Genomic DNA, 17872 nt, shown 5'->3' with positions numbered 1-17872 from the left:
ATTCGACGCACCATCCTGATTCACCGCCGAACCCCGCACCACCCCCCACACCCGACGCCCCGACCGCCGCGCATCCGACAACCGCTCCAACACCAACACACCGACGCCCTCGGACAGCGCCGTGCCGTCCGCCGCCTCGGCGAAGGACTTGGCGCGGCCGTCGGCGGCGAGGTTGCGCTGCCTGCTGAAGTCCACGAACGTGTCGACGGTCGACATCACGGACACGCCACCGGCCAGGGCCAGGCCGCACTCCCCCCGCCGCAGTGCCTGCGCCGCCAGGTGCAGCGCCACCAGCGACGAGGAGCAGGCCGTGTCCACGGTGAGCGCCGGGCCCTCCAGACCCAGGGTGTAGGCGATACGGCCGGAGGCGATACTGCCGAGGCTTCCGTTGCCGAGGTAGTCGCGCACGGCCTCGGGGACGTCGCGCAGCCTGCTGCCGTAGTCGTGGTACATGACCCCGGCGAACACGCCGGTGCGGCTGCCGCGCACGGAGTGCGGATCGATGCCGGCCCGTTCCAGCGCCTCCCAGGAGGTCTCCAGCAGCAACCGCTGCTGCGGGTCCATGGCGAGGGCCTCGCGGGGGCCGATGCCGAAGAAGTCGTGGTCGAAGTCGGCGGCGTCGTAGAGGAATCCGCCCGCGCGGGTGGAGCAGTGGCCGGGCTTGCCGGGCTCCGGGTCGTACAGGGTGTCGAGGTTCCAGCCCCGGTCGTCGGGGAACGCGCCGATGCCGTCCACGCCGTCCGCGACGAGCCGCCACAGCTCCTCGGGCGTGGTGACGCCGCCGGGGTAGCGGCACGCCATCCCGACGATCGCCACCGGCTCGTCCGGTTCGTACCCCGCTCCGGGGACGACGGCCCCGATCCCGGTGGAGGCCTCGGCGTCCTCGGGGTCCGCGCCGAAGAGTTCCGTCTTCAGGTACCTGACCAGGGCCTCGGCGTCGGGGTGGTCGAAGACGAGGGTGGCGGGCAGCCGGAGGCCGACGGCGTTGCCGAGGCGGTTGCGCAGCTCGACCGCGGTCAGCGAGTCGAAACCGGCCTCGCGGAAGGAGCGGCGCGGGTCGAGCACCATGTCCGCGCCGTGCCCGAGAACGGCCGCGACATGGGTGCGGACCAGCTCCGTGAGCGCCGCCTCGCGTTCGGCGGCGCCGAGGGCGGCCAGCCGTTCGGCGGCGGAGACGGCGGTGGCGCGGGAGGCCGCCGTACGACGGACGGGCGCGGGCGCCAGAGCGCGCAGCACGGCCGGGACGTCGTCGGCACCGCGCAGGGCGCGCGGGTCCAGGCCGACGGGCAGCAGCAGCGGTACGTCGGCGGCGAGCGCCGCGTCCAGCAGCCTCAGCCCCTCCTCGGTGGGCAGGGGCCGGACCCCGGCACGTGCCATGCGCTCCACGTCGGCTTCGGTGAGGTGGGCGGTCATCCCGGTGCGCTGCTCCCAGAAGCCCCAGGCGAGGGAGAGCGCGGGCAGGCCCTGGGCGGCGCGGTGGGCGGCCAGGCCGTCGAGGAAGGCGTTGGCGGCGGCGTACCCGGACTGGCCCGCGCCGTCGATCGTGCCCGCGGCCGAGGAGAAGAGGACGAACGCCGACAGGTCCAGGTCACGGGTCAGCTCGTGCAGGTTCCAGGCGGCGTCCGCCTTGGGCCGCAGGACGGCGTCCAGTCGCCCGGGGGTCTGATCGGTCACCAGTCCGTCGTCCAGGACCCCGGCGAGGTGGATCACCGCGGTCAGCGGGCGCTCCGCGGGCATGTCGGCCAGCAGCGCGGCCAGTTGGTCGCGTTCGGCGGCGTCGCAGCGGGCGACGACGACCTCGGTGCCGCGTTCGGCGAGATCGCCGAAGTCGTCGGAGGCGGTGCCGCTGCGGCCGGCCAGGACGAGGCGGCGCACGCCGTGCTCGGTGGCCAGGTGCCGGGCGACCACGGCACCGAGCACTCCCGTGCCGCCGGTGATGAGCACGGTGCCGTGAGGATCCGGCCCGGGGCCGTCAAAAGCGGATACGGCGGCCGTTCCCGTTACGGCGGCACGGGCCAGCCGGGGTACCCGTACGGTGCCCTCGCGCAGGGCCAGCTGCGGTTCGCCGCTCGCCGCGGCGGCGCGCACGGCCTCGGTGACCCGGTCGGTGGCAAAGACACCCGGGCCGGAGGCACTTTCGCCGCCGCCGTCGTGGGCGACGGAGTCCACCAGGACGAAGCGGTCGGGGTGTTCGCCCTGGGCCGCCCGGACCAGGCCCCATACGGCGGCACCCGCCAGGTCGGTGACGTCCTCCGTGCCGGTGGCGACCGCGCCGCCGGTCAGGACCACCAGCCGGGCCCCGGTCGTACGCTCGTCCGCCAGCCAGTCGCGCACGGCGGCGAGGACCCGCCCGGTCGCCGCGCGCACCCCGCCCACCGGGTCGCCGCCGTCACCGCTCACCGGCAGGACCACCCAGTCCGGCAGGGCGTCCGCCGCGGCCGTGCCCCGCTCGTCCAGAACGGCGTACGCGGGCGCGTCCGCCACGGGTACGGGCAGCGCCTGCCAGTCCAGCCGGTACAGGTCGTCGTCCCGGACCGGGGAGGTCAGCGCCGCCGGGTCGACCGGCCTGGAGACCAGGGCCTCCACGGCGGCGACCGGTGCGCCGGTCGGGTCGGCCAGGTCCAGGGAGAGCGTGTCGCCGCCCCGGATGCGGACCCGCAGGGCGGTGGCCCCGGACGCGTACAACGACACGCCGGTCCAGACGAAGGGCAGCCGCGCCGCCCCCTGCCCCCGCGCCTGGGGGCCGTCGGTGCCGGGCGGGGCCGTGCGCAGGCCGTCGGCGTGCAGGGCCGCGTCGAACAGGGCCGGGTGCAGGCCGAACGCACCTGCCTCACCGGGGAGTTCGACCTCGGCGAAGGTCTCGTCGCCACGCCGCCAGACCGCGCGCAGGCCCCGGAAGGCGGGCCCGTAGTCGTAGCCGAGCGCGGCCAGCGTGTCGTAGGCGTCGTCCACCAGCACCGGTTCCGCGCCCCGGGGCGGCCACTGCGCGAGGTCGAAGCCGGGCGGGGCGGTCCGCGGGGCGAGCAGCCCGGTGGCGTGCGCGGTCCACTCGGTGTCGTCGGCGCCCTCGGGGCGGGAGTGGACGGTCAGCGCGCGGTGGCCGTCCTCGTCGGCGGCGGCCACGTGCACCTGGAACTGGACCGCCGCCCGGCCGGGCAGCACCAGCGGCGCCTGGAGGGTGAGTTCGGCGACGTGCCCGTACCCGAGTTCGTGGCCCGCGCTCAGCGCCAGCTCCACCAGCGCGGTGCCGGGCAGCAGGGGGGTGCCCGAGACCGCGTGGTCGGCCAGCCAGGGCGTGGTGGACACGGAGAGCCGGCCGGTGAACAGGGTGCCGCCCCCGGCGACCTGGACGGCCGCGCCCAGCAGCGGATGGGCGGTGGCCCGCAGCCCGGCGGCGGTGACGTCGCCGGAGGCCGCGGACCGGCCCAGCCAGTAGCGCTCGCGCTGGAAGGGATACGTGGGCAGATCGGCGGCGCGCACCGGCATGCCCGTGAACACCGCCGACCAGTCGACCGGGACACCCGCCACGAACGCCTCGCCGAGCGAGGTGAGCAGGCGCTCGGCCCCGCCGTCGTCGCGCCGCAGCGAGCCCAGCCCGGTGACGGTCGCGCCCACGGCGTCGGCGGTCTCCTCGATGCTGTTCAGCAGCACCGGGTGCGGGCTGCACTCGACGAAGATCCCGTATCCGGAATCGAGCAGGGCCCGGGTGGTCGGCTCGAACAACACGCTCCGGCGCAGGTTCGTGTACCAGTAGTCGGCGGTCAGCGCGGTGGTGTCCAGCACTGCACCGGTGACGGTGGAGTAGAACGGTACGTCGGCCCCCCGGGCCCGTACGCCCGCGAGGTCGGTGAGCAGCCGTTCGCGGATCGACTCGACATGGGCGCAGTGCGAGGCGTAGTCCACCGGCAGCCGCTTGGCCCGGCCGCCGTCCGCGACGATCCTCTCGCGCAGCGCGTCGAGCACCTCGGCGTCCCCGGAGAGCACCACCGACGAGGCGCCGTTGACCGCGGCCACTGCGACCCGCCCGTCGTGGGCTGCGACGAGTTCGCGCGCCCGGGACTCGGGCAGCGCCACCGACATCATCCCGCCGCGGCCACAGGCGCCACGCGCCGAACCGGTGGGCCCGGAGGCACCTTTCCCGGGAACGGTCCCGGAACCGGTGGGCCCGGAGGCACCTTTCCCGGGAACGGTCCCGGAATCGGCGGGTCCGGAGAGCACTTCCGCGATGGCCCGGCTGCGCAGGGCCACCACGCGGGCCCCGTCGGACAGGCTCAACGCGCCCGCCACGCACGCGGCGGCGATCTCGCCCTGGGAGTGCCCGATGACGGCGGCGGGCCGCACCCCGTGCGCGCGCCACACCTCGGCCAGCGAGACCATGATCGCCCACAGCGCGGGCTGGACCACGTCCACCCGCTCCATGGGGCGGCGCTCCCGGACGGTGTCGACGAGGTCCCAGTCGGTGAAGGGGGCGAGCGCCTCGGCGCAGTCGGCCATGGCCGCCGCGAACACCGGTGAGCCGTCGAGCAGTTCGGCGGCCATGCCGGCCCACTGGGAGCCCTGCCCGGGGAAGACGAACGCGATGCGGGACTCCCCCGCCGGTGCGCCGCGCACCACGTCGGACGCCGGATCGTCCTCGGCCAGGGCGGCGAGCCGCGCGGTGATCGTGGCCGGGTCGGCGCCGATGACGACGGCCCGCCGGTCCAGGGCGGCGCGGGTGGTGGCCAGGGCGCAGGCGATGTCGGGGACGAGGTCGGCGCCGGACTCCAGGTGGTCGAGGAGGCGGCGTGCCTGGGCGGCCAGGGCCGGTTCGTCCCGGGCGGAGAGCACCAGCGGCAGCGGCCTGTCCCAGACGGGTTCCCCGGTGCGCGGCTCGGGGTCGGGGGCCGCCTCGACGATGACGTGGGCGTTGGTGCCGGAGATGCCGAAGGAGGACACGGCGGCGCGGCGGGGCTCCCCCGCGTCCGGCCAGTCGCGGGCCTCGCCGAGCAGTTCGACGGCGCCGGACTCCCAGTCGACCCGGGTGGTGGGGTGTTCGGCGTGCAGCGTCCTCGGCAGCCTGCCGTGGCGCATGGCCATCACCATCTTGATGACGCCCGCGACCCCGGCGGCGGCCTGGGTGTGCCCGATGTTGGACTTGACCGAGCCCAGCCACAGCGGTTCGCCGGCCGGCCGGTCCTGCCCGTAGGTGGCGAGCAGGGCCTGGGCCTCGATGGGGTCGCCGAGCGGGGTGCCGGTGCCGTGCGCCTCCACGGCGTGCACCTGGTGGGGTTCCAGGCGGGCGTCGGCGAGCGCGGCGCGGATGACACGTTGCTGGGAGGGGCCGTTGGGCGCGGTCAGCCCGTTCGAGGCGCCGTCCTGGTTGACGGCGGTGCCGCGGATGACGGCGAGGACGCGGTGGCCGTTGCGGCGGGCGTCGGAGAGCCGTTCCAGCAGGAGCATGCCGACGCCCTCGCCCCAGCCGGTGCCGTCGGCGCCCTCCGCGAAGGACTTGCAGCGGCCGTCCAGGGCGAGCCCGCGCTGGCGGGAGAAGTCGATGAAGGTGTCCGGGGTGGACATCACGGTCACGCCCCCGGCCAGGGCGAGGGCGCACTCGCCGGTGCGCAGGGCCTGCACGGCCAGGTGGAGGGCGACCAGCGAGGAGGAGCAGGCGGTGTCGACGGTGACGGCGGGGCCCTCCAGGCCGAGCGTGTAGGAGACGCGGCCGGAGGCGACGCTGCCGAGGTTGCCGTTGCCGAGGTAGCCCTCGACGCCCTCCGGTACGTCGGTGAGCCAGCTGCCGTAGTCGTGGTACATGACCCCGGCGTAGATGCCGGTGCGGCTGCCGCGCAGGGAGTGCGGGTCGATGCCGCCGCGTTCGAACGCCTCCCAGGCGGTCTCCAGCAGCAGCCGCTGCTGCGGGTCCATGGCGAGGGCCTCGCGCGGGCTGATACCGAAGAAGCCCGGGTCGAACCGCGGTGCGTCGTGGAGGAATCCGCCCTCGCGCACATGGGTCCTGCCGGGGGCGTCGGGGTCGGGATCGTAGATGGCGTCGACGTCCCAGTCCCGGTCGTCCGGGAAGTCGCCCACGGCGTCCACTCCGGCGTCGACCAGTTGCCACAGCTGTTCGGGCGTGCCGACGCCGCCGGGGTAGCGGCAGCTCATGGCGACGACGGCGACGGGCTCGTGCGCCGCTTCGGCGATCCGGTCGTTCTGCCGGCGCAGCCGCTCGTTCTCGAGCATGGCCTCGCGCAGCGCCTCGACGATCTGCTCGACGGATGTGTCCACGGTCGGTATCGCTCCCTAGTGCTGTGGCCGGAAGGGTTTGCCGGGAAGCTCGCGGCGTCCGGTGCGGTGCGTCGTAAGGCGGAGGATCGCCCTCGTACGGGACGTACTCGGGTGATGCGACAACGCGGCGAGGTGCCGTGCCGGGCGTCGCGAGCCGGTGAACCTTTCCCGTCGCAGCACTGGCTGACTCGGCGGCGCTGGTGACGCGGTGCGGATGTGCGGGGGACGCGCTGGAGGTGCTGCGGAGGTACGGCTGAGGTGCTCCGGCCGTATGGGCGGTCGTACGGGCCGACCATGTGCGGCCGGTCGTACCGGCCGGATGTGCGGGCCGGATGTGCGGCCGGTTCCGGACGCGGCGCGTGGTCCGCGCGGTCCGGCACCGGGGCGGTCTCACTCGGGGCTGGTGCGGTTCAGCGCGGCTCGCACCAGATCGGCCACCCCCATGGACCTGATGTCCATGACCCGTTCGGCGGCGGGCGGTACGGGCGGGGCCGGTTCGGACAGTCTCAGCAGCCCGTCGAGCAGTCCGGCGTCGCGGATGCGCGCGATCGGGATGCGGCCGATGAGGGCCCGCACCTCGTCGTCGCCCCTCGGGTCGGCGGATGCCGGACCAGTGCCGGTGTCGTCGTCCGGTACGAGCCGTTCGAGCAGATGGCCCGCCAGCGCCGCGGGAGTCGCGTAGTCGAAGACGAGCGTCGACGGCAGGCGCAGTCCGCTGATCGCGTTGAGCCGGTTGCGCAGTTCGACCGCGGCCAGCGAGTCGAATCCCAGCTCGGTGAAGGCGCGCCGAGGTCCGACGGCGGCGGGTCCGTCGTGGCCGAGGACGGCGGCGACCTCGGTACGGACGGCCTCCAGCACGGTGTGCTCGTGGTCGGCGGCGGGCAGGGCGGCCAGGCGCTCGCCGAGGCCGCGGGTCCGGTCCTCCCGTGCGGCGGGGGCGGTGACACCGGCCAGGGTGCGCAGCACCGGCGGTACGTCGTCGCCCCGGCGGCGCAGCACGGTGGTGTCCAGCCGGACCGGCACCAGGGCGGGGCGGCCGGACGCCACGGCGGCGTCGAAGAGTTCGAGACCCTCGTCCGGGTCGAGGGCGCCGATGCCGGACCGTTCGATGCGCCGGGCGCCGCTCTCGTCGAGGCCGGCTCCCATGCCGCCACCGGACCACAGGCCCCAGGCGAGGGAGAGCGCCGGCAGGTCCCGGGCGGCACGGTGGACTGCCAGGGCGTCGAGGAAGACGTTGGCGGCGGCGTAGTTGCCCTGGCCGGAGGCGTCGATGGTGCCCGCTGCCGAGGAGAACAGCACGAAGTGGGACAGCGGCCGGTCGAGGGTCAGTTCGTGCAGGTGCCAGGCGGCGTCCGCCTTGGGGCGCAGGACCGTGTCCAGGCGTTCGGGGCCGAGCGAGGTGACCAGTCCGTCGTCCAGGACGCCCGCGGTGTGCACGACGCTGTCGACGGGGTGGGCGGCCAGCAGCGCGGCGAGCGCCGTGCGGTCGGCGACGTCGCAGGCGACGACATCGGCCTGGGCGCCCAGGCCGGCCAGGTCCGCGCGCAGTTCGTCGGCGCCCGGGGCGGCGGGTCCGCGACGGCCCGCCAGGACCAGGCGGGTGACGCCGTGCCGGGTCACCAGGTGCCGGGCCACCAGGGCGCCGAGCCCGCCGGTGCCGCCGGTGATCAGGACGGTGCCCCAGGGGCGCCCGGTGCGCGGCGCGTCCGGCTCCCCGGCGCGCGCCAGGCGCGGGGCGTGGGCCCGGCCGTCCCGCCACCGCACCTCCGGTTCACCGGAGTCGAGGACGGCGGCCAGCGCTGCGCGGTCCGGGACGGGGCTGCCGGGCCCGGCCCGGCCGACGAGGACGATCCGGCCCGGGTGTTCGGCCTGCGCGGCCCGCACCAGTCCGTGCACGGCGGCGTCGGCGAGGCTTCCCTCGGTGAGCACCAGCAACGTGGAACCGGCCCGGCGTTCGTCGTCCAGCCAGGCCCGGAGGGTCGTGAGCGTCGTGTTCAGCGCGGTACGCACGGCCCCCGGCACCCGTTCGCCGTCGGCGTCCGCGGCGACGTCCGGGATGTGCACCGGAAGGACGACGACGTCGGGTGCGGGGCCGTCGATCGCGGCCGGTTCGGGGTGGTGCGGGACGCCGAGTCCGAGGTCGTCCGGGCCCAGCACGGCCCAGGTGCGGCGCTCGGGGCGCCCGGCGGACTCGGGGAGCGGCGCGTCCTCGACGACGTACAGGGAACGCTGCCGCCCGGTGAGCCGGTCGGCGGTGACGGGGCGGGTGACGTAGGACGCGACAGTGGCCAGCGGCCCGCCCTCGGTGTCCGTCAGATCGAGCCGGATGCCCTCCTCGCCCCGGGTGACGCGGACCCGGGCTGCGGTGTGGTCCGGGGCGGCTGCGCGGGAGGGGACGGCCGTGCGGGACGGGGTGGTACGTGACGACGGCCGTCCGTGCACGGTGACACCGGTCCAGGCGAAGGGCAGGGCGATCGTGCCGTCCGGTACCGCGTCGCGGGCGTCCGCGTCGGCGAGGGCGGTGGTGTGCAGGGCGGAGTCCAGCAGCGCGGGGTGCAGGACGTGCCGGGCGGCGTCCTGCCGGGCCTCGGCGGGCAGTTCGAGTTCGGCGAGGACCGTGTCGCCGTGCCGCCAGGCGGCCCGTACGCCCTGGAAGACGGGGCCGTAGTCGTAACCCTCGCCGCGCAGCCGCTCGTAGAGGCCGTCGGTGTCGAGCGGCACGGCACCCGGCGGCGGCCAGGCGGCGGACGGAACGGACGACGCGGGAAGTCCGGAGGCGGGGTCGGTGACGGTGAGGGTGCCGGTGGCGTGCCGGGTCCAGCTCCCGTCCTCGGGCGCGTCGGCGGGCCGGGAGTGGATCTCCACACCGCCGTCGGGCCGGAGCGCGACCTGGATCCGTACGGCACCGTTCCCGGGCAGGGCCAGCGGGGCCTGGAGGGTGAGTTCCTCCAGCACCGGGCGTCCCGTCAACCCACCTGCGTACAGGGCGAGATCGACGAGGGCGGCGCCGGGCACCAGCACCGATCCGAGCACGGCGTGCTGGGCGAGCACCGGGTGGGTGGCGGTGGAGATCCGGCCGGTGAGCAGGGTTCCGCCGTCGCCCGGCAGGTCGAGGCGGGCGCTGACGAAGGGGTGGTCGACGGCCGCGAGACCGTGACCGGCGGCGTCGCCCCTGGCGGTGGCGGTGGACGTGGGAAGCCAGTAGCGGCGGTGCTGGAAGGCGTAGGTAGGCAGCTCGACACAACGCCCCGGTTCGACGCGGCGCCCCGGTTGGTCACGGCGCCCCGGTTGGTCGCGGTGCCCGGGTTCGTCGCGGCGCCCGGGTCGGTCGCGGTGCCCGGGGAGGCCGTCGTAGAGGACCGCCCAGTCGACGTCCGAACCGCGGGTGTGCACGGCGGCCAGGGCGGCCAGCAGACCGGGCACCTCGGCGGTGCCCTTGCGGGCGGTGGGGACGAACGCGGCCTCCTCGGCGTCCGCGTCCGGGAGGCAGTCCGGGCCGAGGGCCGTCAGGACGGGAGCGGCGCCGAGTTCGAGGAAGGTGTCGGCGCCCTGCGCGGCCAGCGTCCCCACGGCGTCGGCGAAGCGGACGGTCTCCCGTACGTGCCGTACCCAGTAGTCGGCGGAGCCGAGTTCGGCGGCGGTGGCCCGGGCGCCGGTGAGGGTGGAGACGATCGGCAAGGCCGGTTCCCCGGCCGGCAGGGCGGCCATGATCCGGCGGAACTCGTCCAGCACGGGTTCCATGCGCGGCGAGTGGAAGGCGTGCGAGACGCGCAGTCGCCGGGTGGTGGCGAAGTGCGCGGCGACGGCGGCGACGGCGTCCTCGTCCCCGGAGACGACCACGGCGCGCGGGCCGTTGACCGCGGCGATGTCGCACCGTTCGTCCAGCAGCGGCCGCACCTCCTCCTCGGCGGCCTGTACGGCGGTCATCGCACCGCCCTCGGGAAGCGCCTGCATGAGCCTGCCGCGCGCCGCGACGGCGGTGACGGCGTCCTGGAGCGACCACACACCGGCGACGTGCGCGGCGGCGAACTCGCCGACGGAGTGGCCGGCCAGCCAGTCGGGCCGCAGCCCGAAGGACTCCAGCAGCCGGTAGAGGGCGACCTGGGTGGTGAAAAGGGCGGCCTGGGTGTAGGCGGTCCGTTCCAGTACGTCGGGGTGGTCGCCCAGGACCACTGCGGCGAGCGGCCGTTCCAGGTGCTTGGCGAAGAGTTCGGCCGTGCGGTCGAAGTGCTCCGCGTAGACCGGGAAGGTGTCGTACCAGTCCCGGCCCATGCCGGGCCGCTGGGCGCCCTGCCCGGAGAACAGACAGGCCAGGGTGCCGTCGGTGATGGAACCGCTGACGAGCAGGCCGGGTGCCTCGTGCCCGTGGGCGAGGGCGTCCAGGGCCTCGTCGGCCCGCTCCTCACCGGGGGCGAGGACGACGGCGCGGTACGGGTGGGTGGTGCGGGTGGTGGACAGGGCGAGGCCGAGTTCGGCGGCCGAGGTGCCGGTCAGTTCCCGCAGGCGGGCCGCCTGGCCGCGCAGGGCCTCGGGCGAGCGGGCGGAGACCGGAAGGGCGAGTACGGGCGGCGTGGCGGGAGGGTGCGCTGCCGCACCGTCGTGCCCGTCGGCGTCCGGACCGGCGGTCCGCGGCCCCGTCCCGACCGGCTCCCCCGCGAACTCCTCGAACTCCTCGAACTCCTCGAACTCCTCGAACTCCTCAAGAATCACATGGGCGTTGGTGCCGCTGATCCCGAACGAGGACACCCCCGCCCGGCGCGGACGGTCCGCCGCTCCCGGCCAGGGCCGCTCCTCCGTGAGCAGGCGGACCGCGCCCGTCGTCCAGTCGACCTGGTGGGAGGGCGTGTCGACGTGCAGGGTGCGGGGCAGGGTGCCGTGCCGCATCGCCATGACCATCTTGATGATTCCGGCCACCCCGGCGGCGGCCTGGGTGTGGCCCATGTTGGACTTGACGGAGCCGAGCCAGAGGGGTTCGTCGCCCGGCCGGTCCTGGCCGTACGTGGCCAGCAGCGCCTGCGCCTCGATCGGGTCGCCGAGCGTGGTGCCGGTGCCGTGCGCCTCGACCGCGTCGACATCGGCCGGGGCGAGGCGGGCGGCGGCGAGCGCGGCGCGGATGACGCGTTGCTGGGAGGGCCCGTTGGGGGCGGTCAGCCCGTTGGACGCGCCGTCGGAGTTGACGGCGGAACCGCGGACCGCGGCCAGGACCCGGTGGCCGTTGCGACGGGCGTCGGAGAGCCGTTCGACGACGAGCATGCCGACGCCCTCGCCCCAGCCGGTGCCGTCGGCCGCCGCGGCGAACGACTTGCAGCGGCCGTCGGCGGCCAGACCGCGTTGCCGGGAGAAGTCGACGAAGGTGTCCGGGGTGGACATGACGGTGACACCGCCGACCAGCGCCAGGTCGCACTCGCCCTGCCGGAGCGCCTGCGCGGCCAGGTGCAGGGTGACCAGCGAGGAGGAGCAGGCGGTGTCGACGGTGACGGCCGGGCCCTCCAGCCCCAGGGCGTACGCGACCCGGCCGGAGACGACGCTGCCCAGGCTGCCGTTGCCGAGGTAGGGGGCGAGGTCGTCCGGCACCTCGGTCAGCCAGGTGCCGTAGTCGTGGTACATCACGCCCGCGAACACGCCGGTGCGTGAGCCGCGCAGCGCCGCCGGATCGATGGCGGAACGCTCCAGCGCCTCCCAGGACACCTCCAGCAGCAGCCGCTGCTGCGGGTCCATGGCGACCGCCTCGCGCGGGCTGATGCCGAAGAAGTCGGCGTCGAAGTCGGCCGCGTCGTACAGGAAGGCGCCTTCCCGGGTGTAGGTGCGGCCGGGGGTGCCGGGCTCCGGGTCGTACAGCGCCTCGGTGTCCCAGCCGCGGTCGGCCGGGAAGGGACCGACCGTGTCGACACCGTCGGCGACGAGCCGCCACAGGTCCTCCGGGGAGCGCACTCCGCCGGGGTACCGGCAGCTCATGCCGACGATCACGATCGGGTCGTCGCCGTCGCCGTCGCCGTCGCCGTCGGCGGGGCGCCGCCCGGTGGCGGCGGGCGCGGGCTCCGCCGACGACCGCCCGGCGGCGCCGAAGAGGGTGTCGTGCATGTGTTCGGCGAGGGCGCGCGAGGTGGGGTGGTCGAAGACGAGGGTGGCGGGCAGGCGCAGCCCGGTCACGGTGTTGAGCCGGTTGCGCAGTTCGACGGCGGCCAGCGAGTCGAAGCCGAGTTCGGTGAAGGCCCGTCCGGGGTCGATGGCGGAGGGGGCGTCGTACCGCAGCACCGCCGCGACCTCGGTGCGTACCAGGTCCAGCAGGGCGCGTTCGCGGTCGGCGGCGGGCAGTGCCTCCAGTCCTTCCTTCTCCCGGTGGGACTCGGAGGCGGCGGCCCGGCGGGTGACGGGCCGGACGAGGGCACTGAGCAGCGGCGGTACGCCGTCGGGGCGGCGACGCACGACGGGGGCGTCGATCCGTACGGGGACGAGGTGGGGCCGGTCGGAGCGTACGGCCGCGTCGAAGAGACGCAATGATTCCTCGGCGGACAGTCCCGGTACGCCGGTGGCGGCCACGCGCTCCAGGGCGGCGGTGTCCAGGGCTGCGCCCATACCGGTGCCGGTGTCCCACAGGCCCCAGGCGAGGGCCGTGGCCGGCAGCCCCCGGGCCGCGCGGTGGGCGGCGAGCGCGTCCACGTAGGCGTTGGCGGCCGCGTAGTTGCCCTGGCCCGGCCCGTCGAGGACGGCGGCGAGCGAGGAGAACAGCACGAAGTGGGAGAGTTCTCGGCCGAGGGTGAGTTCGTGCAGGTGCCAGGCGCCCGCCGCCTTGGCGTGGAAGACCTCGTCGACCATGGCGCCGGTGAGGCTCTCCACGATGCCGTCGCGCACGGTGCCGGCGGCGTGGATCACGGAGTCGACGGGGTGGCGGTCCAGCAGGGCGCGCAGTGCCTCCCGGTCGCCGACGTCGCAGGCCACGACGGTCGCCTCGGCGCCGAGCCCGGCCAGTTCGGCGCGCAGTGCGGACGCATGGCCGCGACGGCCGACGAGCACCAGTCGGCGCACGCCGTGGGCACGCACCAGGTGCCGTGCGAGCAGGGCGCCGAGTCCGCCGGTGCCACCGGTGATGAGGACCGTGCCCCAGTCGGCGTCGTGCCGGGGCCGGGCGGCCGGTTCCGCGGCCAGCCGGGGCACGGCGAACCGCCCGTCGGCGAGGGAGAGTTCGGGTTCGCCGGTGGCGAGCACCCGGCGGAGTTCGGGCTCGGAGGGCAGGGAGTCGTGCTCGACGAGGACGTAACGGCCGGGGTTCTCCGCCTGGGCGGATCGGACCAGTCCGCGCACCGCGGCGTGGGCGGGGCTGTCCGGCGGAGTGACGACCACGAGACGGGTGCCGGCCAGCCGTTCGTCGGACTGCCAGACGCGCAGCAGGCGCAGCGCCCGCAGGACGTGGGCGCGCGCGTCGTCGGCGTCGGCTTCCGGCGGACCGGCCGGGCGGTGCACCACGGCGTCCGGTACGGGGCCGTCGAGCAGCGCGTCCAGGGCGCGGGAGAGGGTGTCCGCGACGGCGTCCTCGCGCGGTGCGCCGTCCGCGCCGGGGGCATCGGCCGTGCCGCGGCCCTCGCCGTCGCGCGGCACGTCGCTCGTGGCCGGGGCGGCGCCGAGAACGGCGATGCGCAGGGGAGCGGCGGTCGTCGGCCGTGGGTACGGGGACCACCGCACGGCGTGGAGGACGTCGTCGTCCGGTACCGGCAGGGAGGTCATGCCGTCGATGTCGGCCACCGGGGCGCCGGTGGCGTCGGCGAGGCGCAGGGCGAGGGTGTCGTTGCCGGTGCGGGCGATTTGCACCCGCAGCGCGGTGGCGCCGGTGGCGTGCAGGCGGACGCCGGTCCAGGCGAACGGCAGCAGCACCTCGGCGCGCGGCGGGGTGCCGAGGTCGGCGGCGTGCAGCGCGGCGTCCAGCAGCGCGGGGTGGATCCCGAAGTGCGCGGCGTCGGCGGCGGCGTCCCCGGACAGGGCGACCTCGGCGTAGACGTGCTCGCCGTGCCGCCATGCGGCGCGCAGGGCCTGGAACGCAGGTCCATAGGCGTAACCCTGCTCGGCCAGGTCGGCGTAGGCCCCGGTGACGTCGAGGGTTTCGGCCCCGGGCGGCGGCCATTGCGCCGACGCGCCGCTGTCCGATCCGTCACCGTCCGATCCGCCGCCGTGCGACGCGGCACCCGGTACGGCGGTGTCGGTGAGCGTGCCCGCCGCGTGCCGGGTCCAGGGGGCGCCGTCGGTGGCGCGCGAGTGGACGGTGACGGTACGCCGCCCGGTGTCGTCGGGTTCGCCGACGGCCACCTGGACGGCGACGTCCTCGTCGGGGGCCAGGACCAGCGGTGCGCCGAGGGTGAGTTCCTCCAGGACGGTGGCGCCGACGTGGTCGCCGGCCCGCAGGGCGAGTTCGACGAAGGCGGTGCCGGGCATCAGCACGCGCCCGGCGATGACGTGGTCCGCGAGCCAGGGATGAGTACGGGTGGCGAGCCGCCCGGTCAGCACGACGCCCTCCGCCCCGACCGCCACCGCCGCCGCCAGCAGCGGGTGGCCGGCGGCGACCTGGCCGAGTCCGGCCGCGTCGACGCGAGCACCCGGCTCCAGCCAGAAGCGGCGCCGCTGGAAGGGGTAGCCGGGCAGTTCGACGCGGCGGGCGGGCGCCCCCGCGAAGTGCCGCGCCCAGTCGACGGGGACACCACGGGCGTGCGCGGCGGCGAGCGCGGAGACGGCCTCGCGCGCCTCGGGCCGCTCGCGCCGCAGCACCGGGAGGAAGGCGGTGCCGGGCGCCTCGGCCGCGTCGAGGCAGTCCGGACCCATCGCGGACAGCACCGCGTCCGGCCCGACCTCCAGGAATGTCCGTACCCCGGCGTCGGCGAGCCACCGCACGGCGTCGTGGAAGCGGACCCGGGCCCGGACGTGCTCCACCCAGTACTCCGGGTCGCGCAGTTCGCCGCCGACGGGGCCGCCGGTCACGGTGGACACCACCGGCACGGTGGGTTCGGCGTAGTCCAGCACCCGTACGACCCGGCGGAACTCGTCCAGCATCGGTTCCATCAGCGGCGAGTGGAAGGCGCGGCCGACGCGCAGGCGCTTGGTGTCGTGCCCGCGCGCGGCGAGTTTGCCCGCGATGCGCTCCACGTCGTCCGCGTCGCCGGAGACGACGACGGATGCGGGCCCGTTCACGGCGGCGATGCCGGTGCGCGGAGTGAGGAGCGGCGCGACCTCGTCCTCGGCGGCGCGTACGGCGACCATGGCGCCGCCCTCGGGCAGTGCCTGCATGAGGCGGCCCCGCGCGGCGACCAGAATGGTGGCGTCCTGAAGGGTGAGGACCCCGGCCGCGTGGGCTGCGGCGATCTCGCCGACGGAGTGCCCGGCGAGGTGGTCCGGGCGCAGCCCCCAGCTCTCCAGCAGCCGGTACAGGGCGACTTCGACGGCGAACAGGGCCGGTTGCGCGTACTCGGTGCGGTGCAGGAGTTCCGCCTCGGGTGTGCCCGGACCGGCGAACAGCACGTCCTTCAGGGCGTGCGGGAGCTGGAGCTCGAAGTGGGCGCAGACGTCGTCGAGGGCGTCGGCGAACTCGGGGTAGGCGGCGGCGAGTTCGCGGCCCATGCCGGGACGCTGGCTGCCCTGCCCGGTGAACAGGAGGCCGAGCTCGCCGACCACCCGTCCGACGGGCGGCACGGTGCCGGAGGCGAGGCCGGTGAGCGCCTCGCGCAGTTCGGCGCGGTCGGCGGCGACGAGGACGGCCCGGTCGGGGAGGGCGGCGCGGGTGGTGGCGAGGGCGCGCGCGAGGTCGGCGGGTTCCGCGCCGTCGACGAGCGGCAGCAGGTCGGCGGCGCGGGCGCGCAGGGCGGCCGTGCCGCGCGCGGACAGCGCAAAGGGCAGCGGAACGGCAACGGCCGGGGGCCGGGGCGGGGGTACCGCCCCCTCGGAACAGTCCTCGGGCTCGGGCTGCTCCAGGATGACGTGCGCGTTGGTTCCGCTGACGCCGAAGGAGGAGACCCCGGCCCGGCGCGGGTGGCCGGTGTCCGGCCAGGTCCGCGCCTCGGTGACGAGTTCCACGTCGCCGGAGGACCAGTCGATGTGGGGGCTGGGGGCGTCGACGTGCAGGGTCGCGGGCACCTGTCCGTGCCGCATGGCGAGGATCGCCTTGATCATTCCGGCCACGCCGGCGGCGGCCTGGGTGTGGCCCAGGTTGGACTTGACCGAGCCGAGCAGCAGGGGCGCCCCGGCCGGGCGGCCCTGCCCGTAGGTGGCGAGCAGCGCGGTCGCCTCGATGGGGTCCCCGAGCCGGGTGCCCGTACCGTGCGCCTCGACCAGGTCGATGTCGGCGGCGGTGAGCCCCGCCTCGGCCAGTGCCCGGCGGATCAGCCGTTGCTGGGAGAGGCCGTTGGGGGCGGTGAGCCCGTTGGACGCGCCGTCCTGGTTGACGGCGGAGGCCCGGACGACGGCGAGGACGTGGTGTCCGTTGCGGCGGGCGTCGGAGAGACGTTCCAGGACGAGGACGCCGACGCCCTCGCCGAAACCGGTGCCGTCCGCCGCGGCGGCGAACGCCTTGCAGCGGCCGTCGGCGGACAGGCCGCGCTGTCTGCTGAACGCGGTGAAGACGCCGGGCCCACCCATCACGGCCACGCCCCCGGCCAGCGCCAGCGAGGATTCGCCCTGCCGCAGCGAGCGGCAGGCCAGGTGGACGGCGACCAGGGACGCGGAGCACGCCGTGTCGACGGTGACCGCCGGCCCCTCGGTGCCCAGCACGTAGGCGACCCGGCCGGAGATGACGCTGGAGGCGTTGCCGGCCAGCAGATGGGCGTCGAGGCCGTCCGGGGCGTCGTGCAGGCGCGGCCCGTACTCCTGGACCTCGGCGCCGAAGAACATGCCGGCCGGGGTGCGGCGCAGCGCGGCGGGGTCGATGCCCGCGTCCTCCAGGGCGCGCCAGGACGTCTCCAGGACCAGGCGCTGCTGCGGGTCCATGGCGAGGGCCTCGCGCGGGCTGATGCCGAAGAACTCGGCGTCGAAGTCGGTGGCCGTGTCGAGGAATCCGCCGGCGCGGGCGTAGGTGCTGCCGGGCACCTCGGGGTCGTCGTGGAAGAGGCGTTCCAGGTCCCAGCCCCGGTCGTGCGGGAAGTCGGACAGGACCTCGCCGCCCTCTCTCAGCAGCCGCCACAGTCCGGCCGGGGTGTCGATGCCGCCGGGGAAACGGCAGCCGATGCCGACGACGGCCACGGGTTCGTCGGCGGGACCGGCACCGCCCGGTGCCTTTGACCAGCCGCCCGGGAGGCCGTCCGCGACGCCCTGAGCCCCCGCGCCCCCGGCACCGGCGAGCAGTCGGTCGGCCAGGTCGGGCAGGGTGGGGCAGTCGTAGGCGAGGCCGACCGGCAGGTCGAGACCGGTCCGTTCGGTCAGCCGCCGGTGCAGGTCGATCGCCGCGAGCGAGTCGAGTCCCTGTTCCGCCAGCGGGACGGACGCGTCCAGGGGGTGCGGGGTGCCCGGCCGGGCCGCCTGGATCGCCTCCGCCACGGCGGTGCGTACCAGCTCCGTGACCAGGGTGCGGTGGCGCGACGGTACGGACGTGGCGAGCAGTCGTGCCAGGGCTGATTCGGAACCGGGCCCGTTCATC

The 17872-nt window shown here is 75.7% G+C and carries 2 protein-coding genes; both read right to left on the bottom strand.

The window, feature by feature from the left end; all coding sequences use genetic code 11:
• Window positions 1-6264 (bottom strand): SDR family NAD(P)-dependent oxidoreductase (locus tag ACFYY6_RS29950; RefSeq protein ID WP_389196546.1); only part of this gene is annotated, 6264 nt, incomplete at its 3' end.
• Window positions 6265-6654: 390 nt separating this feature from the next.
• Window positions 6655-17871, bottom strand: coding sequence for a type I polyketide synthase (locus ACFYY6_RS29945; protein WP_389196544.1), 11217 nt, complete (start codon window positions 17869-17871; stop codon window positions 6655-6657).
• Between the last annotated feature and the right edge of the window lies 1 nt (window position 17872).

Source organism: Streptomyces sp. NPDC001750, assembly GCF_042892615.1.
GTDB lineage: Bacteria > Actinomycetota > Actinomycetes > Streptomycetales > Streptomycetaceae > Streptomyces.
This window is presented reverse-complemented; position numbering and strand designations above follow the sequence as displayed.